The 21,480-nt window shown below is 38.9% G+C and carries 17 protein-coding genes; 9 read left to right on the top strand and 8 right to left on the bottom strand.

Annotated features, from left to right (window positions below; translation table 11 throughout):
- Nucleotides 1-6: 6 nt before the first annotated feature.
- The gene (locus tag C9J46_RS16570; protein ID WP_107247262.1) at nt 7-897 is read left to right on the top strand and encodes a metal ABC transporter permease; all 891 of its coding nucleotides are present in this window, start codon (nt 7-9) and stop codon (nt 895-897) included.
- Nucleotides 890-1,747, top strand: a complete 858-nt coding sequence (locus tag C9J46_RS16565) for a metal ABC transporter permease (protein ID WP_107261659.1) — start codon at nt 890-892, stop codon at nt 1,745-1,747. The genes C9J46_RS16570 and C9J46_RS16565 overlap by 8 nt, the downstream gene beginning before the upstream one ends.
- Nucleotides 1,748-1,868: 121 nt before the next feature.
- On the opposite strand, the gene C9J46_RS16560 is transcribed toward C9J46_RS16565, so the two are convergent.
- The gene (locus C9J46_RS16560) at nt 1,869-2,234 is read right to left on the bottom strand and encodes a DUF3703 domain-containing protein (protein WP_107291244.1); all 366 of its coding nucleotides are present in this window, start codon (nt 2,232-2,234) and stop codon (nt 1,869-1,871) included.
- Nucleotides 2,235-2,507: 273 nt separating this feature from the next.
- On the opposite strand from C9J46_RS16560, the gene C9J46_RS16555 reads away from it, so the two are divergent.
- Nucleotides 2,508-3,320 carry a DUF2797 domain-containing protein gene (locus C9J46_RS16555; protein ID WP_107206861.1) on the top strand — a complete coding sequence of 271 codons (813 nt, stop codon included), beginning with the start codon at nt 2,508-2,510 and terminating at the stop codon, nt 3,318-3,320.
- A 53-nt stretch (nt 3,321-3,373) separates the two neighbouring features.
- Here C9J46_RS16555 and C9J46_RS16550 read toward each other — a convergent pair whose 3' ends face one another.
- The 3 genes from C9J46_RS16550 to C9J46_RS16540 all read right to left on the bottom strand — a co-directional run bounded on the left by C9J46_RS16550 (nt 3,374) and on the right by C9J46_RS16540 (nt 5,843).
- On the bottom strand, nt 3,374-4,009 hold the full coding sequence (locus C9J46_RS16550) for a RimK/LysX family protein (protein WP_233217793.1): 636 nt from the start codon (nt 4,007-4,009) through the stop codon (nt 3,374-3,376).
- 87 nt (nt 4,010-4,096) lie between these two features.
- Entirely contained in the window at nt 4,097-4,993 is an 897-nt protein-coding gene (locus C9J46_RS16545; RefSeq protein WP_107206860.1) for a phosphotransferase, read from the bottom strand.
- A 382-nt stretch (nt 4,994-5,375) separates the two neighbouring features.
- A complete protein-coding gene (locus C9J46_RS16540) occupies nt 5,376-5,843 on the bottom strand; it encodes a GNAT family N-acetyltransferase (RefSeq protein WP_107206859.1) in 468 nt (155 codons plus the stop codon).
- A 147-nt stretch (nt 5,844-5,990) separates the two neighbouring features.
- Between C9J46_RS16540 and C9J46_RS16535 the strand changes: the two genes are divergently transcribed.
- Nucleotides 5,991-7,919, top strand: coding sequence for a S9 family peptidase (locus tag C9J46_RS16535; RefSeq protein WP_107291243.1), 1,929 nt, complete (start codon nt 5,991-5,993; stop codon nt 7,917-7,919).
- 237 nt (nt 7,920-8,156) lie between these two features.
- Complete coding sequence (locus tag C9J46_RS16530; RefSeq protein WP_005364537.1) at nt 8,157-8,534, top strand: DUF2541 family protein; 378 nt, start codon at nt 8,157-8,159, stop codon at nt 8,532-8,534.
- 76 nt (nt 8,535-8,610) lie between these two features.
- Here C9J46_RS16530 and C9J46_RS16525 read toward each other — a convergent pair whose 3' ends face one another.
- Nucleotides 8,611-8,949 carry a gamma-glutamylcyclotransferase family protein gene (locus C9J46_RS16525; RefSeq protein ID WP_107206857.1) on the bottom strand — a complete coding sequence of 113 codons (339 nt, stop codon included), beginning with the start codon at nt 8,947-8,949 and terminating at the stop codon, nt 8,611-8,613.
- Nucleotides 8,950-9,159: 210 nt separating this feature from the next.
- On the opposite strand from C9J46_RS16525, the gene C9J46_RS16520 reads away from it, so the two are divergent.
- Nucleotides 9,160-10,806 (top strand): ABC-ATPase domain-containing protein, encoded by a 1,647-nt coding sequence (locus C9J46_RS16520; RefSeq protein ID WP_045127646.1) that lies wholly within the window; start codon nt 9,160-9,162, stop codon nt 10,804-10,806.
- A gap of 339 nt (nt 10,807-11,145) precedes the next feature.
- Nucleotides 11,146-12,444, top strand: a complete 1,299-nt coding sequence (locus tag C9J46_RS16515; protein WP_107247257.1) for a DEAD/DEAH box helicase — start codon at nt 11,146-11,148, stop codon at nt 12,442-12,444.
- 73 nt (nt 12,445-12,517) lie between these two features.
- On the opposite strand, the gene C9J46_RS16510 is transcribed toward C9J46_RS16515, so the two are convergent.
- Both C9J46_RS16510 and C9J46_RS16505 read right to left on the bottom strand, forming a co-directional pair.
- On the bottom strand, nt 12,518-13,540 hold the full coding sequence (locus tag C9J46_RS16510; protein ID WP_233217792.1) for an HAD family phosphatase: 1,023 nt from the start codon (nt 13,538-13,540) through the stop codon (nt 12,518-12,520).
- Between the two features lie 75 nt (nt 13,541-13,615).
- Nucleotides 13,616-15,466, bottom strand: coding sequence for a beta-ketoacyl synthase (locus C9J46_RS16505; RefSeq protein ID WP_107291242.1), 1,851 nt, complete (start codon nt 15,464-15,466; stop codon nt 13,616-13,618).
- Between the two features lie 156 nt (nt 15,467-15,622).
- Here C9J46_RS16505 and C9J46_RS16500 point away from each other — a divergent pair, with 156 nt between their 5' ends.
- A complete protein-coding gene (locus C9J46_RS16500) occupies nt 15,623-16,600 on the top strand; it encodes a GlxA family transcriptional regulator (protein ID WP_107206854.1) in 978 nt (325 codons plus the stop codon).
- 168 nt (nt 16,601-16,768) lie between these two features.
- On the opposite strand, the gene C9J46_RS16495 is transcribed toward C9J46_RS16500, so the two are convergent.
- Entirely contained in the window at nt 16,769-18,673 is a 1,905-nt protein-coding gene (locus C9J46_RS16495; RefSeq protein ID WP_107206853.1) for a DEAD/DEAH box helicase, read from the bottom strand.
- Between the two features lie 739 nt (nt 18,674-19,412).
- Between C9J46_RS16495 and C9J46_RS16490 the strand changes: the two genes are divergently transcribed.
- The gene (locus C9J46_RS16490) at nt 19,413-21,437 is read left to right on the top strand and encodes an exoribonuclease II (RefSeq protein WP_107291241.1); all 2,025 of its coding nucleotides are present in this window, start codon (nt 19,413-19,415) and stop codon (nt 21,435-21,437) included.
- The last annotated feature ends 43 nt before the right edge of the window (nt 21,438-21,480 follow it).

The following is a 21,480-nucleotide window of genomic DNA, read 5'->3' as shown; positions in this document are numbered from 1 at the left end:
ATAATCGTGGACCAATTACTTGAGCCGTTTTTATATAGCTATATGATCAACGCCATGTGGGTTAGTGCGTTAATAGGTGGCGTTTGTGCTTTTCTTTCCTGTTATTTAATGCTGAAGGGCTGGTCACTTATTGGTGATGCACTATCACATTCTATCGTACCCGGTGTTGCCGGCGCTTATATGATAGGCCTCCCCTTTTCTTTTGGTGCCTTTTTTTCTGGCGGTTTAGCGGCTGCTGGTATGTTATTTTTAAGCCAGCGTAGTAAATTAAAAGAAGACGCTGTTATTGGCTTAATTTTTACTGCTTTCTTCGGGCTCGGTTTATTTCTTGTCTCGCTCTATCCTAGTGCGGTTAATATTCAAACTATTGTAATGGGAAATATTCTCGCAATAACCCCTATAGATACATTACAAATTGTCATCATTGGCTGCCTTTCTCTTTTCGTTTTATGTGTAAAGTGGCGTGATTTCATGGTTGTTTTCTTTGATGAAAACCATGCTAAAACCATTGGGTTATCACCAACATTTTTAAAAATTGTATTTTTTAGTATTTTAAGTGCTTCAACCGTTGCCGCATTGCAAACTGTAGGCGCCTTTTTAGTTATAGCTATGGTTGTAATACCTGGTGCAACTGCTTATTTACTGTCTGACCGTTTCTCAATGGTCATTATCTACAGTGTATTTATTGGTGTGTTCAGCGCTTTTCTTGGTGCATACCTTAGCTATTTTATCAATGGCGCAACAGGTGGGATCATCGTGTTATTACAAACTGTTTTCTTTGGTTTAGCTTTTATATTTGCGCCTAAATATGGTCGATTAGCAACGTATAGAAAAACCAAACAAGCATTAAAAAAAGCACAACGTTTTAAGCAAACGAAAGGAGTTCAACATGGCTAATCTAATAGAGACATTGTTATCGCCTTTTGAATTTATTTTTATGCAGCAAGCTTTTCTGATTGTTTTTTTTATCGCGATACCAACCGCATTACTCTCTTGTTTTTTAATTCTCAAAGGTTGGTCTTTAATGGGTGATGCCATTTCCCATGCTGTTTTACCGGGGATTGTTATTGCTTATATCTTATCAATTCCATTTACAATTGGTGCTTTTATCGCAGGTATGTTTTGTGCGTTAACCACAGGGTATTTAAGAGAAAATAGCAGAATTAAAGAAGATACAATTATGGGTGTTGTTTTTTCAGCTATGTTTGCGCTCGGCATTGTAATGATGACGAAAATTCACACAGATATTCACTTAGACCATATTCTATTTGGTGATCCTCTTGGGGCGAGTTGGCGTGATATTACAGAAGCAGGCGTAATTGCACTCATTGTTGGATCACTGTGTATTATTAAAGGTAAAGATTTACTCTTACTTATTTTCGATCATCAACATGCACAAGCAATTGGACTTCCGACCAAAGTATTACATTACGGATTGCTTGCCCTACTCTCATTCGCGATTGTTACCGCACTCAAAGCCGTTGGCATGATACTCGTGATTTCAATGCTGATTGCGCCAGGAGCAACAGCCTTTATGCTCACCCGCCGTTTTCAAACCATGATGGTAATATCGGTATTCATTTCTATTATAAATTGCTTCTTAGGCGTTTATCTTAGCTTCTTTATCGATAGTGCTCCTGCACCAACAATTATATTATTAATGACAATAAACTTTATTGTGGTATTTGTTTATCATGCAATAAAACAGCGAGCCGTCATAAAACAAACGCCCGTAAGTTTAATATAATTCCTACTACGCTGTTATATTCAATAATGGCTATCAAATCCGATAGCCATTATTCGCAATAGATCTCAGAATCATTTCACCGTTCAGCGTCGCCCTTTTCTCATTGAACGTATTAACTGTATTACATTTGTTTCGCGCGAATAATTTTTTGTTGCTGTAAAGCTGAAATAGGTAAGCGTTTAAAAGGGCTTACATTACTACCCCCTGTATTTCCTTCAGGCACAAGACCCACAGCTGTTTTAGTTAATGCGCCAAAGACTCTTAATAACTGCCCTCTTAGCTCTTGGCTATCACCATTACGTCGTGCCCAATACAGCATATGACAATGGATTCTAGTATGCCAGTAAGTAGAATGTTGTCCCAAAACGTGAGCGTTTTCTAAATGGCTGAACTCTAATACCACATCATTATTACGTCTCGCTTTCCTTGCTAAAGATAATTCTTTTATTACGGCATAAGAGATATTTTGTGAAAATCGATTGAGCATAACTCTCTCCATGATGATGCTTGCTATCTATTTCTAACATTAGAACACACAAATAAATACACCAGTGTTTATCGCTTCGCTTTTGGTAACGATCACTTTTTACTTTATGCCATTTACATATTTCACCCATAAACACTGATTGTTTTGCTGATTGTCTCTCCGATTTAAAACGTCGAAGAGGGAATTCATATTTTTCCGTTGCGCTTTTATAGCCGCTTCCCTCTTTCACCTGCTAAAATCACCGCACTATAAAAACAAACTACTGAGCAATGTATGCAAGGAACATTAAGTAAAATGAAGTCAACGTTAAATGACGTTGTTGACTATCATCTCCCTGTCGGCGATCAACAACTGCATTTAAACCCTTTGATTGGTAAGTCACTTAAATTGACTCATACAGGCAATATTTTTTGCCAGTCGTGTGGCAAAAAAACCAAGAAAAGTTACTCTCAAGGTCATTGCTTCCCTTGTATGAAAAAATTAGCGTCATGCGATATGTGCATTATGAAACCTGAAACTTGTCACTACGACAAAGGTACGTGCCGTGAGCCACAATGGGGTGAAGAAAATTGCATGGTGCCGCACTATGTTTACCTATCAAATACTTCGGGTTTAAAAGTGGGTATTACTCGACATAGCCAACTACCGACACGATGGATTGATCAAGGTGCCACACAGGCACTTGCTGTACTAAAAGTAAAAACACGTCAAATTTCAGGTTTAGTGGAAGTGGCTATTGCAGAGCTTGTCGCTGATAAAACCAACTGGCGTGCAATGCTCAAAGGTGATAATGCTGAGATAGATTTAACAGAAAAAGCCTCGGTTTTATTACCAGAAGTAAAAGCTCGTCTTGCAGAAATCACTGCAGAATATGGTGAAGATGCGATTGAATATCTTGATAACGATATTGTTGATATTCATTTTCCTGTTGATGCCTTCCCAACCAAGATTAGCTCACACAACTTTGATAAAGAGCCTGTGGTTGAAGGTATTTTGCAAGGAATTAAAGGTCAATATCTGATCTTTGATACTGGCGTGATCAACATTCGTAAATTCACCAGCTACGAAGTAATTGCTGAAGCATAATTAATCATAAAAGCGAAGTGTCTCGGATAGGAATAGAGAGTTTAAGCTTCGCTTTATTTCTTTACTCTCCCCTGAATATAATCATATTTTCTATTTTGTACCGCAAGATCACGTAAAAAGTTCTCACCCAATACAATACCGCTACCGCCATTGATTAGCACATATTCAATTTCTTCATTAATATCGCCAAGTTTGGTTCTTAACTTTACAACAGGTAAAGATTTATCGCTTTTGTCCGGTACTTTAACTTTTTCATGAATGGCAAATTTATACTCTTTATCAAGCAGTTTAAACGTAACCCAATCTTTTCCATTACGCTCAAATTCAACTAAATCACTTACGCCAATGCGTGAATTTTCTGATAGAGGATCAATATAAGCCGAAAAATACTGTGTTGATGACGCAAGTAAGATCCACTCATGCCGTCCTAAAATAAACAACCCATCTTGAGTTTCTTTCTTTACTGATGAATTCGCTGATTTTGTACTGTTATGTGCAAGGATTAAATCTCTTGAAGCATTAAATTGAGTATCACTGGCATGACGAAGAGAAAGATCAGAGGGCTGGCTCAAAAGATCTGGGATAAAAGAAACAGGAAACTTAGATGATGTAACATGATTACCAGCCACAGATTGATAACTAACTAACAGTAAAACAAACGCAGATACTTGACTTACTTTATTCATCATAAGTTAACCTTTTCGTTCTTCTTTTATACCCCTACCTTACAAAACATAATACTTACAAAGGGAAATAGGCAACTATTTCCCTCAAACTCATTGCATACTCATGGCTGCTTCAAACTTATTAAACTTATTCGCTAACCAGTTTTCATCATACCAACCCATATTTCGACTGTGTTTCGCATCATCCCACAAACTAAAGAAATAACGTCGTGCTTTAAAGCCATCATCTAATTGACGTTTTTCAATATAGCGTTCGGCGATATGCGTATCACCACGCACATCAAATAAATGGATCACATCGAGTTCACGGTGTTTAAAACCGCTATCACAAGGATCAAGCAATCCCGCCACTTTAAACGTCTTAGGATCAAACAATACATTCGCTAAATGACAATCATCATGTACGAAAGAAGACGCTTCATGAGCTATCGGTGCTAATATTTCTCTACGACGTTCCCATAGCTCAGTATATTGATCTTTGATCTTTGAACTAAATGGCGATACTGAACAAGAAAGGTATCTATATACATCTTTCATCCAGTCATCGAACGCATTATTAAAATCACCGTCAAAGCCTCCGTTATTTAATTCAAAGCCTTGTGGATGATTATGCTCATGTAGTGCGAGTAAAATATCTGTGTAATCTTCACGGAATGTCTCTATCGCGAATTTATTATTGGGTAATTCATTCGCAGGTCGACCTTCGAGCCAATCTAGCACGATATAGTCATACCCTTCTTCACGACCAAATAAATAGATCTGCGGTACAGGACAGCTCACAATACAACGTAACTTCTGTAAACACGCAACTTCTTTACTTATTCGACCTACTTCTCGTGAAAATTTAACAACAATCTTTGCCTTCCCTGTGGCAAGAAATACAACCCAACCATAAAAGGTTTCCTGAATATCACATACATCAGCTTTTTGTCGGAACATTGCGAAAAACGATTTTTCAGCAATATTTTTTAGCTGGGCTCTATTCATATTTTGTACCTTGGATTTTATCTAGCAACTGTAACCAATAAATACCAAATAAGTATAATTATCTTTTTTTATTGGATATTTAATCTTTATTATGGGTTAAGAATGCAACATAACAGCCAATATGACCAGTAGATACGACAAATAAAGCTTAAAATATTTCACTTTTGGTTACATTTGATTTTATTTAGAGCTTTGCAACCGTAAACCAGCTAAAAATTAGCGAATAAAACTCTTTTTTAGCAATAAATAAAAAGCGTGCTCCAACTCACAAAATATAAGCAAAAATAAAAACAATACACATAGGAATGTGACTTACATCTTATTATTCCAAATAGGACTAATGTGAAATACTACCAATTAATAATAACGTTATTCGGCTACCTTAAATATCATGATACATGATTTCTTGTGGCCCAAATAAACCTCCTAGATAACGCTCACCTGTAAAAGTGAAGCCAGCCGTTTCATAACAACGCTTTGCCACTGTATTTTTGCAATTTACTGTTAAATAAATCCTTTGATAATTTGAGTAGTTCTTCGCTAAATAAGTAAATAAAACCATTAATGCTTGTTTACCAATACCCTTGCCTTGTAATTTTTGGTCTATAACAAAGGTTCGCAAACCAATACAATTTTCAGAGCAAAAATCCACATCATGAGAGTAAGCAATATCTATTTTAAAGAAACCTACTATTTGGCTGTTCAACTTAATCACATAAAGATGCATTGTTGCAGATTCACTTTCTAAAAAGTCATCTGCTGTCGCGGCAAATAGAATTTGATCCTCAAATAAAGACACCGCTTTCACACCCTCTTGATCCTTCTCTGTATACCTCAAAATTACAAGCATATTAAGTCCTATCACTGCATTTTAAATAAGCACTATTCCGATCGCAATTTTACTATAAACAGTATGTAAAACATTCATTATTCACAATAAAGACATAATAATGCATTTATTATCTTTTTATATTTAGTTGGCTATATTGAGAACATCATGAAACTTATCATATTCATAATACAAAGCTTTGCTCTGATTTTATTAATTTCTGGTTGCGCACAGCCCAAAGAAGCAACGCACCAGTCTTTGACAACTCAACAGCTACCTATCTTGCTAGATTTTAAAGCTCTGACTACAGCAAAAAACGGTACACACTCATACAAAATCTCACCTGATGGTGAGAAATTGGCCTGGCTAAAAGAGAGTTTCGACAACAATGGTAACCCTTATACTGCGCTACACTTCAAGAACTTAAAAACCGGTGAAACTAGTAAATTTAGCAGCTCGATTCCATTCTTCGAATGGATGCCTGATAGCCGTCGCCTTATTTATGTGCCTCACTTTGACGATATGAAATCTAAAATATTCTTTTTAGATACGAAGTTTCCAACACGGCAATTAACCCCTTTTTATGATAAAGATAACCAGATACATGTCGTAGATAAATTACGCAACGATCCGGAAAATATTATTGTAAGGCATAACGGTGGGAATGCTAAAGCGTACAACTTATACCGCTTAAATATTAAAACAAAAAAAGAAAAATTATTATTTAAAGTCGATAAAGAATTAACAATAGATGGGTTCATTATTGATGACAGAGTTAAAGGCGGTTCAATTTTCGCTTATATAAAAGATAACAGAAAAATATATCAATTCGGCACTGATAAATTATTATTTGATGCAGGTGAAAATGGTAAGGTTACCAATGCTAAGATGAATCATAGCAAGAATACCCTCACTATTTTAGCTAACAATAATTCAGACAAGATTCAACTTATTGAGCTAGATCTTGCAACCAATGACATTAATACTCTTTATTCAAATGATACTGTTGATGTAGACAAATATTACTACGACAATAACCATGCTCCAGCATTAGCAGCCAGTTATCCTAATTATCAAGAAATCATAACTTTTAACCCTAATTATAAAAAATTAGCCTCTACTTTTTATCAAAAAGGTAAAAATGGAATATTTATTTTTAGCACTGACAATAAAAATGAGAAATTCACAGTTAAGCAATATAATGAATACGGCTATAACATTTATCTATATGATACAACTAACAACAAGAAAGAACTTTTATCACAAAGTAAATCAAACAATTACACGCAGTTTCTTGCCAGCCAAAAGCCCATTCAATTCACGAGCCGAGATGGTTTAACCCTCAACGGTTATATCACCCTACCTAAGGGTATTAAAGCCAATAACCTTCCAACGGTATTACTGGTTCACGGTGGACCACATGCTCGCGACTACTGGGGCTTTTCTTACGAGGCACAATTACTTGCCAACCGTGGCTATGCGGTTATTCAAGTTAATTTCAGGGGATCTACAGGTTACGGCTATGCGTTTACATCTTCAGGCTATGGTGAGTTTTCTAAAGCTATGCATAACGACCTAATTGATGGTGTAAATTGGGCAGTAAAACAAGGAATAACAGATCCGAACAATGTCGCAATTATGGGTGCTAGTTATGGTGGATACGCAACCTTAGTCGGCATGACACTGACTCCAGATAAGTTTTCTTGTGGTGTTGATATTTTCGGCATATCAGATCTTGAGCTGATGGTAAAAAACTTCCCTGAACCATGGAAGCGATATGAAGATATTTGGGTAAACTATATTGGTGATTTCAACGATCCAGAGATGAAACAACAGCGTGCACAGCAATCGCCAATCAATTTCGTTAATAATATGAATGCACCTCTGTTGGTCATTCAAGGTGACAGTGATGCTGTTGTGATCCCAGAGCAATCTCGTCGTTTTGTTGAAGCGGCAAAGAAAGCAGGAAAAAATGTACAGTACTGGGAAATGAATAATGTTGGTCACCATTATGGAACACCAAGACAAGCAAGGAAACTTGCGAGAAAAGTTGATAATTTCTTAAGCCAATGTATTGGTGGTCGCTCAGCAGGCTAACTATTAATAATTAACGGTGTCATCTCCTTTCAGATGGCACCACGTTTTTTCTTTTTATGCATTATTGCTCAAACTGATTTTCAAGTGACGGCAATATAACCAAAATAAAACAAAAAACACCCAACTATTTGACATATGTTCTGCATTACTAAATTACAGTTACTTACAACTCATTATTTAACCATTTCGAATTTATCTCATTATAATCAATGCAGTTTTTACTTGTGAGATTTCTTTATGAAACTAAAAGCGACAATGGCTGCTGCAATCATGCTTTCTACGATGGCATTTTCAACAACAGCTTCAGCTGATACATTTACATTAGGTCGTACTATTCTTCTTGAAGCTAAAAATAGTCACGCTAAGATCCCTGTACCACTTTGTCGTAATACTAAATCGATTCAGATTAAAGCTGAACGTGATGTGTTTTTAACAAAAGTCGTCTTTAAATTTCAAAATGGCTCTTCGCGCGTATTCCAGTTTCAACGCAAATTAGATAAAAACGAAAAAACAGATTGGCGTCGATTCTCTTATGAGCGCTGTGTAACAGATATTCAAGTGCATGGCCGTGCTGAAGATGGCAGTGCTGGCATTAAGGTTCTCGGTCGTCGATAAGCCAATTTATTTAAAAACAAGATCGCTATTAATAGCGATCTTGTTTTTTATATCTCTATAATCTTGCCAGACTGACTTACATTTCACTTGGACTTAAACGATACACAAATGCCGATTGTTCAGAGCCATCGTCAAGCATAACGGTGATCACTACACGGTCATACCCCTCGCCTTCGAAATCATCAATACGCTGCCAATGCGTTGTCAATTCATCAGACGTAAAGAGTAAGCCTTGAACACGTTCCCCTTCTGATTGCGGTACAAAAGCAGGATAACCTAATGTCGCTCCTTTACCGTTTGGGTAAATAAATCCAATTGCGCTCGCTTTTTTCCAAGAACCTTTCAAATCAGAAAGCACATAGGCATTAGATTGTTCTGGCGCCAAAGTGCCATAAACGAATAATGTATTAAGCACGAAGAATGAGTCCTCACTATAAGTCACATCTTATTAACTAAACTATAAACCTAAGGACAAAACATATTTAAAGCCATAATGAAAAAGCACTAATTATTGTGATCTCGTTTAAAGTTTACATGCTAACTATCAGACTTTAGTGTAATATCCAGCCCCCGAACACACTAGATTTTAGGTGCTGTGCACCATAACGAACGATATCGAGGCGATATGCAATTACTCGAAGCCAAACTCCATAAAATTGACCGTCATAATTACCGCAGCTATACGAGTATGCGCGGTGAATACCACTTCGTTGATTTCGACTTTTATATTGATACCGTTCAATCGGACCCGTTTGCGCCGGCTTCTCGTGTACGTGCCCGTCGAGCATGGTCACTCACCGATCTAGAATGGTTACGTGAAAAATCTTCAGTCTATCAATGTGCAGCACGAGATTTTATTGCTCGCTTTTTTGCAGATTTATCGCAACAAGATAATGCAGTACTTATTGATATGCCAGGACAGGTGATCCTTGACCGTACAGCGGTGGTATTTGATGACGAAGGTATCGAATTACGTTTTCGTGTAAACCTTCCGGCTGACGGTCGTACCATCATTGCTAAGCGTACAATGAATCTATTAACTTTCCACCTACCAAAAATGATCCGCCGTGCAACGATTGCACGCGAATTACCAATGGAAGAGTTAAAAGCCCACTGTGAAGCAGCAGAAGATCAAGTAGCACTTCGCGCACAGTTAAAAGAACATAAGCTATTAGCTTTTGTTGCTGATGGTAGTATTCTTCCTCGCCTTGCGGGTAACAGTGATTTACCACTTCCGAACGCTGTACCTTTTACAAGCCCTGATAACCTAGCAGTAGAGCTTGAAGCGCCACACAAAGGTAAAATCCGTGGTATGGGTATTCCTGAGGGCATTACTTTAATTGTTGGTGGTGGTTTTCATGGTAAATCAACGTTATTAAGTGCCATTGAGCGTTCTGTTTACGATCATATCCCTGGTGATGGTCGTGAGTACGTCGTAACCAATTATAATGCAGCTAAGATACGCGCTGAAGATGGTCGTTGCGTTCATAATGTTGATCTATCGCCTTACATCAGCAACTTACCTATGGGTAAAGATACCACAGCCTTTACTAGCCAAAATGCATCAGGTTCAACCTCACAAGCTTCTTGGTTACAAGAATCGATCGAAGCTGGCGCTGAAGCATTATTGATTGATGAAGATACTTCTGCATCAAACTTTATGATCCGTGATGAGCGCATGCAGGCACTGATTTGTAAAGATGATGAGCCAATTACGCCACTTGTTGACCGTATCGCTTTACTTCGCGATCAGCATGATATCTCAGTAATGCTTGTTATGGGTGGCTCTGGTGACTATTTAGATGTGGCCGATACTGTTATTCAGATGCATAACTATGAAGCAGTAGATGTAACAGATAAAGCACGTGAAGTTGTTGCTTCTCACCCTACCCGACGTAAAGCTGAAGGTACAGAAGTGATTGTTCGTCCTCGTACACGCCAAATAAACCGTAGCGCGCTGCAAGCGTTACTTGAAGAAGGAAAATTCCGTATTCAAGTGAAAGATAAAACATCGTTACGCTTTGGTCGTGAATACGTTGATTTGCAAGCGTTAGAACAAGTGGCTCATCCTAGTCAGTTACTTGCTATTGGTTACTTATGGTTCCAACTTGCACAACTTAAAGGTTGGGAAAAAGTCCCTGCGCGTGCATTTGCTAACATGCTGCATGATAACTGGGCTGATATGATGCCTAAATACGGCGAAATGTCGAAACCTCGTGTCATTGAGGTAATGGCTGTGCTGAACCGTATGCGCAAAGCTGAATTTAAGTAATAAGTTTAAATCTCAATAGCAATAAATGATAAAAGCCCACATATCGTATTAAGCTATATGTGGGCTTAATATTATCTAGGCTTATTTTAAGACCTGACATATTAATAAAGCCATCTTCTGATAATGGTTTGCTAAAATAGTAACCTTAAATCAAGTCAATTGATAAATAATACAAATGAAAAAGGCATAACTCAAAACCACTAACATATTACGTTAAGATAGCGAATTAACCTAAAATCAACTATAATATGCGACCATTTTAACGGCAAGATGATTACATTCATAAGCAACTGAGTTTATGAATGTAATCGGCTATAGCCGACAGTTTAGGAACAAAGCATGTCATTCTTATCACAAGGTTTTTCTCAAGATTTAGTTAAAGCATTAACTGAAATCGGTTATGAAAAACTCACACCAGTGCAACAAAAAGCTATCCCTCAAGCACGTCGCGGTGCTGATATTCTTGCACTAGCACAAACAGGTACAGGCAAAACTGCCGCTTTTTCACTGCCAATTATTCAAAAATTAATTGAAAAACCAAAATCAAAAAGCCGCTTCAATGTTCGTGCTCTAATTTTGGCACCGACTCGTGAACTGGCAGAGCAAATTGCAAATAACATCAGCGACTACACTAAATACACTAGCATCACTTGTACTGCTGTTTTTGGCGGTAAAAAAATGTCGTCACAAGAAAAACGCCTAGAACAAGGTGTTGATATTCTTGTTGCTACACCTGGCCGTCTGATCGAGCATATGGAACTAAACAATGTTTCACTAGCAAACCTTGAATTCCTTGTTTTCGATGAAGCAGACCGTATGTTAGATATGGGCTTCATCGGTGCGATCCGTGTGATCCTTGATGATATCCGAACCAAGCCTCAAACCATGTTGTTCTCAGCAACGTCTTCAGCACAAATGAATGCTCTGGCTGCTGATATTCTTCATAAACCACAACGTATTACGGTAACCCCTGAGAATAGTACAGCTGATACCGTCTCTCACGTGGTTTACCCTGTTGATGAAGATCGCAAGCGTGAAATGCTGTCTGAATTAATTGGCAAAAAGAACTGGAAACAAGTACTCGTTTTCGTCAATTACAAAGAAACAGCGAATCAACTGGTTAAAGAGCTTAAACTAGACGGTATTAAAGCAGTACTTTGTCACGGTGATAAAGCACAGAGCGCGCGTCGTCGTGCATTGGAAGAGTTTAAAGAAGGCAAAGCACGTGTAATGGTTGCAACAGAAGTTGCTGCCCGTGGTCTTGATATTCAAAACCTGCCGTATGTTGTTAACTACGACATGCCTTTCCTTGCAGAAGATTATGTTCACCGTATTGGTCGTACAGGCCGTGCAGGACAAAAAGGTAATGCCATTTCTTTTGTTAGCCGTGAAGAAGAGCTAACACTAGTGCAAATTGAGCGCTTGATCGGTCAACGTATCCACCGTGTTCAATTAATTGGCTATGAACCAAAAAGCCGCGATGCCTTACTAGAGCGTATGCACTCAAAGCCTGCTTTCAGTCAACGTGAAGGGAGAAAGAATAACCCGACACAAGATCAATCTGCTGCTGAACGTCGTGCACGTTTACGCCGCGCTATCAATAGCAAAGCTACGAAGATCACGACACTTAAAAAATAAGTTTTTTGTTAGTGTTTGATTCAAAATAGAACGATAAAAAGCCGAGCATATCATTATGCTCGGCTTTTTTTATTTATGGCAAGACACGCTGTTGTGATTGCGTTGGATAGATTTGACACCAATCATTCTTCATGTCAACGACTTGCCATTTATTTTGTTTCGCCGCTTCCATCAGTGCTGGTGTAAACTTACCCTCAAACGAGTTTGCGCCATACTTCCACTCACGCTTTGCATCAGTGTGGTGGATCAGCATACCAAGACTTATACCTTTTTGAGAGGTCGTCCATTTCAACATTGCTTCGTCACCAGTTGAATTACCAATAGCTAAAATTGGACGTTTTCCGATAATCGTTTCAATGTTGATCGCTTTTTGTGGGCCATCATTAATGTAAATCAGCTTGCTGTTTTTCTCTAATTGACCATCTTTATAAGTATAACCAAAAGCGGTACCAATCACATTTTGTGCTGGAATATGGTATATCGCTTCGCTCCATGGTTTAACGAAAGAGCTACCTCCGCCCGTTACAATGAAGACATCAAATTGATTAGCTTGTAAGTAATCAATCAGTTCAATCATTGGTTGAAACACCAACGATGTATAAGGGCGTTTAAAACGTGGCGATTGATTATTTTTAAGCCAGTTAATTACATCTTTGCTATATTCCGCTGGTGTCATCTCTGATTGCGAAGTTTCTAAAATAGGCAACAATGCAGCCCAGCCTTTTTTAAAGATCGCATCAGTATTGTTATTTAAAACCCAGCTATAAGGTGTGGTAGTTTTCCACTCTGGGTGATTAGCACTCTTCTTTTTTATTTGATCAAAGGCAAATAAGAACTGAGTATAGATTGGCTTTTCTGACCATAATGTACCGTCATTATCAATCACAGCAATACGATCAATAGGTTTTACATAATCCTTACTTCCTTCTGTTGTTACTTTTTCAACAAAACTCAAAAGTGCACTTCTTGGTTGGCTATTTGCCCATAACGGTAACGAGGCCGTATTCTGCTGACATTCAACACTGAAAGCCGGTAAGGTAAAAAGTGATAACACTACACCCACAAGCCCTATTACTATTGCTTTATTCTTATTCACACTGATGTTCCATATATTAAAAAGGGTAAGTCAAATAATAACTTACCCTTTCAGAAATGCGAGAAAATATACTTATTAGATATAATCTAAGTATGGATTTCCCGTGCTCAAATCAATTGCTTGCTCAAATTCAGATAAACGTAGACTATCTTGTGTCATGGTGATTGAATTCTCATCCATCACCGCCTCCCCAAAGTGGTAACGAATGGTTTCTTGCCCATAGCAAGCGGCTTTATCATTACTACAAGATACATCGGAAATAGCTTGGTTAGACTGATAATAGCGAGCCATCACATTCTGTCCATGTTTTGCCGTTAACATGGTCAGTGTTTGCTTAGGTGATAAAACAAGACCTGAAGCATTATTACCACCAAACCCTTTAGCATTTAATATTACCGCTTTGTAATCTTGCCCCATCTCTCCAGCAAATTGATGATCCATTAATATATTCAAGTTTGAGTGATGAACATCATCTGCAATATGGTCAATGGTTTTAATTCCCGGGATCCAGCCGTGTTGCCATACACCAAGTGATGCGACTAACTGATCCCCAGCCGCCGCGCTCATTGAATGCCCAACATAAGATTTGATTGCGGTTACTGGCCAATTATCAATATTAAACGTTTTAGCCACTTCATTGAGAATATGACTTTCTGTTACACGGTTTTGAGGCGTCCCTGTACCATGCGCTTGAACAAATGTTTGCTTAACGCCTTCTTCGCCTAAAATCGCTTTGGCTAGTGCTGCAGCTTTTGCAACCGTGACATAGTTACCTACACCGGGTGCCGAAATCGACTTTTTATTAGCATCAGCATTGACGAAGACATCAGCCACTGACCCGTAAATGTTTGCACCAAGTTTTAATGCTAATTCATCATCCATTAACACAACAAATTGTGCTGATTCAGCCATCGTGAAGCCAGCATTGGCAGAAAATGGACGACATGCACGGCGGTTATCTACCTCATCACTGCTATCAAGCGCTTTTAATTGGGCATCTTCTGCCAGTGCGCCCATAACACGGAACCCTTCCATAATTTCAGGTATCACCGGTGCTTCAGCATTACCGACAATCACTACTTTTGATTTACCATGCTGAATGTCATACATACCTTGGCGTAGGTTATACAAAAACGTCGCGCAAGCCCCCATGTTTGTACCAGTTGTCCCTATACTATTAATCACGTAACCATTGATAAAATCAGCTGGCATTTCAGCCAATGACAACGCCATCATTTTAGAGCTAACACGCCCACCTGTGAGAGAAGCTGCAAGCATACCACCCAATGAATTCTCATCAATTTGCGCTAAACCACTACCCGCATAAACTGACACTTCATCGGGTTTAATATGTTTAAGAATCTCATCCCACTCAACGCCTAATGAATTTAATGCATCAGATGCTCCATAGATGGTTAAGCTAAGTCCACGAGGATGAAAACGTGAGTTGTATAATGAAGCTGGATTGAAACCCGCGGGAATATTTCCGCCACTGGTAACAGGGAAAGCAACACGATCTTCAATCAATGCATCAAGGTTACCATTAACCGTGATATGTACTTTGCTCCCATCCTCTACGACTTCCCAATTATCAGGGATTTTGGTCGGCAACTTCGACTTACGTAAAGTAAAACAGATCTTATCGTTGTCTGTATTTAAATTAGCTTTGTATTGATACAGTAAATTATCAGGATCAAAAGAATCGATACGACGAACAAATGTACCTGCCTTAATCGCATCAATAACTTCAGCAGTCACTTTATTATCAGTTTCCAATCCCATTCGAGAAGCAAGATCTTGCCATGTTGATTCCATCACATCAGCTGAAAGAACATCAGCAACCATCAATTTATAGCTATGAAAGCCTGAACTACGACCAGCAGCATTGATGCCACCTAAACCTACAATTAACGGTAACTTTGCCATTTAAAATCCCTGACTTTTATTTAAACACTGTTTTAAAACAGGATAACAGTATTAGATTGTTTATCACCTAATATATGTGCCAAAATTACTGCCATATGTGCCGCGCATTAAAATAATAAGCAACATAACTAATATACTGATCACACAAGGGAAAGTATGAAAATTGGATTTGTGCTCTATCACCGTGCTTTGATCACAGGAATATCACTAAGCGCTGAAATGCTCACCAGTGCTGCTAGCCTTCGTGACCGAAAAAGCCAAAAAGAGAGCCCATTTGAAATAAAAGTGATAGCGCCTAGCCTAATACCACCCAAATTAACTGCAGGTATTCGTATTCAACCCGATTGTACCTTTGCAAATGACGAGTCATTTGATGTCATTATATTGCCGCCTATGTGGGGGAACCCATTAGCTTCACTCTCCAAACATCCTGAAATTCCATACTGGCTTATTAAGCAATACCAGAATGGAGCCAAAATTATTGCGACAGGAACTGGCGCTATCTGGCTTGCTGAAACGGGTTTATTAGACCACCAAGCAGCCACAACTCACTGGTATTTTCACGATAAATTCTCTCAATTATATCCAAAGGTAAAACTCAATAGGCAGGCATCAATCACCTCGGCCAATGGACTTTATTGCACCGAAAGTATTAACTCACAAACAGAAATGGTGCTGTACTTTATAACAAATAATTTTGGTCAGAAAATTGCTAAAACGATAGAGACACATTACGGGCATGAGATCAGTAAATCTGATCATCAACCGTTTTATGAAATTGGAGGGCAGGTACAATTTGATGAATCAATTGCTTTAGCGCAAGACTGGATCAGACTCAATATGAGCAAGTCGATCACCGCAAAAAATATGGCAGAACATTGCCAATTACCTTTACGCACTTTTAATCGTAAATTCAAAGATCAGGTAGGACTTGCTCCTCACCAATATCTTCAAAAGATCCGAATGGTTACCGCGAAAGAACTTCTGCGCGATTTTGGAATGACAATCAATGATGTTTCAGAACAAGTGGGTTATAAAGATTCCTATCATTTCTCAACCATCTTTAAAAAAGAATTCGATGTTACTCCGAATCAATACCGAAAAATGGTAAGAGCTAAAGCTTATAACGCTTAGGTAATTTTAAAACTAAAGACTGAAAGTTCTTAATATATATAAATGTATACCACATCAAGATAACATTAACTGCAGGCAATATATCTCATCCAAACATACATTGATAAACACAAAAAAGCCGAGTTAAATAACTCGGCTTTTATTTAGCAATCTAATTTAATGAATAAATTATGCTTCTGTGCGAGGCTTGCGATCTGTGCGAGGTGCACCATCACGGTTACCACGGTAACCACCACGTGTGTCATTACCACGATTACGGTCAAAGCGACGCTCACCACCACGTTCACCACCACGATTACCGTCACGGTTACCACGGTAGCCACCACGGTTGCCGTCACGATTACCATCACGGTTGCCGCTACGAGGACGGTGTTCACGAAGAACTTCGCCTTCAACAACTACAGCTTTAACATCATTTTGACGAATGCGTAGTTTCTTAAGCTGAGAAGCTACTTCTGCTGTCATCTTCTTAGGAAGCTGAACAAAAGTATGCGTTGGAGCAAGTTTGATTGCACCAATGAACTCTTTGCTTAGGCCTAGTTCGTTTGCGATTGCGCCAACGATGTCTTTAACTTGAACACCTTGCTCACGACCAACTTGTAACTGGTAAGTATCCCAATCAGCATTGTTGTATGAACGACGTTCACCGCGCTCACGACGGTCGCCACGCTCGCCACGCTCACCGCGGTCACGATCGTTACCACGACGCTCACGGCGTTGTGATTCACGCTCGATAGCAGCGATCATTGGGTCTGGACCTTTATAGAATAAAGGACGGTTACCTTGCTGACGCTGAAGAAGCATTGCTGCTAGTGTTGCTGCATCAACATCGATTGATTCTTGTAGTTTTTCTACAAGTTCAACAAACGCTTCTACACTTGTTTGTTCTTTTTGTGCTGCTAGTTCTTCGCCTAAACGGTTTAAACGAGATGCAGCAACTAAATCACGTAGAGGAAGTTGAATCTCTTCCATGCGAGACTTAGTAACACGCTCGATAGTACGAAGCATACGAATTTGGTTTGTGCGAACGAGTAGAATCGCTTTACCAGTACGTCCTGCACGACCTGTACGACCGATACGGTGAATATAAGATTCAACATCGAACGGGATATCGTAGTTAAATACGTGAGTAATACGTGGAACATCAAGACCACGTGCTACAACGTCAGTTGCAACTAGAATATCGATAACACCACGTTTGATGTGATCAACAGTACGCTCACGTAGCGACTGTGGAATATCACCGTGAAGTGCCGCAGCTTTAAAGCCACGAGAAGATAACCAATCAGCTAGACGTTCAGTATCTTGACGAGTACGAACGAATACGATTGATGCATCAGTATCTTCAGTTTCAAGTAGACGACTCATTGCTTCGTCTTTCTCTACGCCTTTAACAACCCAAAACTGCTGCTCTACTTTCGCAACAGTACGGTTTTCACCAGCAACGTCAATGCGTGCAGGGTTACGTAGGAAACGATCAACGATTTCTTTAACGATTGGAGGCATAGTTGCAGAGAAAAGCACACGCTGTGCTGTTTCTGGTGCTTGTTCCATGATCCAAGTTACATCGTCAACGAAGCCCATCTTCAACATTTCATCAGCTTCATCAAGAACAAAAGTATGTACTTCGTCTAGTTGAAGTTGCTTACGTGAGATAAGGTCTTTAACACGACCAGGTGTACCAACAATAATGTGAGCACCATTTTTAAGTGCACGCATTTGATCAACGATTGAAGCACCGCCGTAAATTTCAAGAACCTTTAGGCCTTTGATATTTTGACCAAGTACTTTAATTTCTGCAGCAACCTGAATTGCAAGCTCACGCGTTGGAGCCATAACAATTGCTTGTGGTTTGTGCTGAGATAAGTCAACTTTGTTTAGTACAGGCAGTGAGAATGCTGCTGTTTTACCAGTACCTGTCTGCGCTTTACCAAGGGCATCAGTACCAGTTAGTAGTAGAGGTATAGACGCTGCCTGAATCGGCGTTGGCGCTACAAAGCCCATGTTGTCTAGTGCAGATAGAAGTGTGTCGGCCAAGTCTAGTTGGCGAAATTCTGTTACAGTTTCTTGCATTGGGATCCCAATATATGAACGACTTAAAAACGGGGCCCCTTTGCTACATACGGGTTCTGCAACAGCAACCTCAAGCACGGGCCTCGACTAATAGGGGGCGTATTGTGAGGCAATACTTGATAAAAAGCCAGAAAAAATTGAGGAATGTCACAGAATAAGTCTCAAGTTACTATTTCTTGAACAATTAGCACATCAGATAAACATAAATATTCATAAGCCAGTTATTATTTAATCTATCTTACTGTTAATACATTAAATATACTGAGCAAAGTAACCTTAGTGGTTAATCACCTCTCACTTTATAGCCAACACATTCTTATCTTATAAATAGAGTTTCAAATTGCTTTCTTTTATCTTTCTTATTTGAAAGATGATGAATTAACACTCATCAATGCGCACTAACTTCATTCTAAAAACAAAAGACATAATACATTGATAAATAATGTTATATCCGCATTGCTTCTTCAATTAATTCAAGACTTATGTATCAATCATTAGTTCAAACATTATAAAGGTCGTATTAGCCCCCCTTTATAGTCTCAGTGCTTTATTTTTAATACCTTTACATTTCCAATATTAACCTTTCCCTGAAATTTTTTCGTTGTTATGCAAAATATGCATCGCTTTTATTAAACCCAACTAATGAAAAGCACATTTAATGAAAATATCCTGCTCAAATATTGGTTTTATCAACCCAAAAAAGTATAGTGTCAACGTCAATAATCTGAGACCAGGTATAATGTTTCAAGATAATCCGCTGTTAGCACAGCTTAAAAAGCAAATTCAAGAAACACTTCCTAAAAAGGAAGGTTATATCAAAGCAACTGACCGTGGCTTTGGCTTTCTAGAAACCGATAACAAAGAAAGCTTTTTTATTCCGCCTCTGTATATGAAAAACGTTATGCACGGTGATCGTGTTATGGCTGTTATTCGAACAGAAAAGGAACGTGAAGTAGCTGAACCACAAGAGTTAATTGAACAATCAATGACACGCTTTATTGGTCGAGTGAAGCTAATTCGTGATCGCTTGCACGTTGTGCCTGATCATCCTCAGCTTAAAGATGCCATTAAAGCCAAAGCAGTTAAAGGTTTGAACCCTGAAACGCTTAAAGAAGGCGATTGGGTTGTAGCAACGCTAACCCGCCACCCTCTTACAGACAAAAACAAAACATTCTTCTGTGATATTAAAGAGAAAATCACAGACAGTAATGACAAAATTGCACCATGGTGGGTTACATTAGCACGCCATGAACTACCCAATGCAGAACCAGCACCACAAGAAAGCTGGACTATGCTAGATGAAGCACTTGAACGCCAAGATCTCACTGATTTACCTTTCATTACTATTGATGGTGAATCAACTAAAGATATGGATGATGCCATCTACACAGTTGCAAATGCTGATGGTAGCTTTGATATTACTATTGCGATCGCAGATCCAACCTCTTACATCGCTGTTGGCGATAAGATGGATGATGAAGCACGTGAGCGTGGTTTTACTATTTATTTACCGGGTCGCAATATCCCAATGCTTCCTCGTGAATTAAGTGATGAGCTTTGTTCATTAATTGAAAATGAGCAGCGTCCCACTCTCTGTTGCCGAGTAACTGTCGATAAAGATGGTGTTATCCAAGATAATATTACTTTCTTCGCAGCATGGATAAAATCGCAAAGCCGTCTATCTTACGATAACGTTTCTGATTACCTAGAAAATGGTAATTGTGAAAATTGGACACCAAACGCTGAGATCGAACAACAAGTTCGTGCATTACAAGCATTTGCTGACGCACGTACTAAATGGCGTAAAGAGAACGCTGTTGTATTCCCAGACCGTCCAGATTACCGCTTTGAATTAAGTGAAGATAACGATGTTGTTGCTATTCATACTGATGCGCGTCGTACAGCAAATCGTATGATTGAAGAGGCAATGATCACAGCTAATATTTGTGCAGGTCGTGCGCTACAAGAAAAATTCGGCACTGGTGTATTTAACGTTCATAGCGGTTTTAACCCTGAAAAGTTAGATGCAGCAATGGAGTTTTTAACCAATGCTGAAGCACCTTTTGAAAAAGAGCAATTACTTGAATTAAATGGGTTTAGCGCTTTACGTCGTTGGTTAAATACACTTGATAGCACTTATTTAGATAATCGCTTACGTAAATTCCAAGCATACAGTGAAGTGGCAAATACGCCAGCTCCTCACTACGCAATGGGCTTAGATGTCTACGCAACTTGGACATCACCTATCCGTAAGTATGGCGATATGATTAACCACCGCCTATTAAAAGCGCTAATCACAGGTAATGAGCCAAGCCAAACCCCTGATGATAATGTTGGTGATGAAATTGCCTTACATCGTCGTCGCCACCGCATGGCAGAGCGTGATGTTTCAGATTGGCTATATGTTCGTCTGCTAAAAGACGCCGTTAAAAATGCTACCGTCTTTAATGCTGAAGTATTCGATATTAATCGCGCTGGAATGCGTGTACGCCTATTAGAAAATGGCGCTGCCGCATTTATTCCTAGTTCATTAATTCTAGATAATAAAGAACGTATTAGCTGTAGCGGTGAACTTGGTATTATTACCATTGATGGCGTGAAAGAATATCAATTGGGCGATAGCTTTGAAGTTACACTTGCTGAGATACGTAGCGCAACTCGTCAACTTATTGCTAAACCAGTAAAACAATTCCCTGCGCCCGAAAAGCCAGAGAATACTGAGTCAGCAATCGCTGAAGAGAATAAAGAAGAAGTTAAAGCGTAAATCTTCTTTTATCACTTTAAAAGGTCAGCCTTTGCTGGCCTTT

The organism is Photobacterium sp. GB-36 (assembly GCF_003026135.1).
GTDB lineage: Bacteria > Pseudomonadota > Gammaproteobacteria > Enterobacterales > Vibrionaceae > Photobacterium.
This window is presented reverse-complemented; position numbering and strand designations above follow the sequence as displayed.

Excerpts from the sequence above, each read along its gene's own strand:
- C9J46_RS16560 (WP_107291244.1), bottom strand. The coding sequence starts at position 2,234 with ATGCTCAATCGATTTTCACAAAATATCTCTTATGCCGTAATAAAAGAA.
- C9J46_RS16515 (WP_107247257.1), top strand. The coding sequence starts at position 11,146 with ATGTCATTCTTATCACAAGGTTTTTCTCAAGATTTAGTTAAAGCATTA.
- C9J46_RS16540 (WP_107206859.1), bottom strand. The coding sequence starts at position 5,843 with ATGCTTGTAATTTTGAGGTATACAGAGAAGGATCAAGAGGGTGTGAAA.
- C9J46_RS16565 (WP_107261659.1), top strand. The coding sequence starts at position 890 with ATGGCTAATCTAATAGAGACATTGTTATCGCCTTTTGAATTTATTTTT.
- C9J46_RS16535 (WP_107291243.1), top strand. The coding sequence starts at position 5,991 with ATGAAACTTATCATATTCATAATACAAAGCTTTGCTCTGATTTTATTA.
- C9J46_RS16520 (WP_045127646.1), top strand. The coding sequence starts at position 9,160 with ATGCAATTACTCGAAGCCAAACTCCATAAAATTGACCGTCATAATTAC.
- C9J46_RS16545 (WP_107206860.1), bottom strand. The coding sequence starts at position 4,993 with ATGAATAGAGCCCAGCTAAAAAATATTGCTGAAAAATCGTTTTTCGCA.
- C9J46_RS16505 (WP_107291242.1), bottom strand. The coding sequence starts at position 15,466 with ATGGCAAAGTTACCGTTAATTGTAGGTTTAGGTGGCATCAATGCTGCT.
- C9J46_RS16555 (WP_107206861.1), top strand. The coding sequence starts at position 2,508 with ATGCAAGGAACATTAAGTAAAATGAAGTCAACGTTAAATGACGTTGTT.
- C9J46_RS16550 (WP_233217793.1), bottom strand. The coding sequence starts at position 4,009 with ATGATGAATAAAGTAAGTCAAGTATCTGCGTTTGTTTTACTGTTAGTT.
- C9J46_RS16500 (WP_107206854.1), top strand. The coding sequence starts at position 15,623 with ATGAAAATTGGATTTGTGCTCTATCACCGTGCTTTGATCACAGGAATA.
- C9J46_RS16495 (WP_107206853.1), bottom strand. The coding sequence starts at position 18,673 with ATGCAAGAAACTGTAACAGAATTTCGCCAACTAGACTTGGCCGACACA.
- C9J46_RS16530 (WP_005364537.1), top strand. The coding sequence starts at position 8,157 with ATGAAACTAAAAGCGACAATGGCTGCTGCAATCATGCTTTCTACGATG.
- C9J46_RS16490 (WP_107291241.1), top strand. The coding sequence starts at position 19,413 with ATGTTTCAAGATAATCCGCTGTTAGCACAGCTTAAAAAGCAAATTCAA.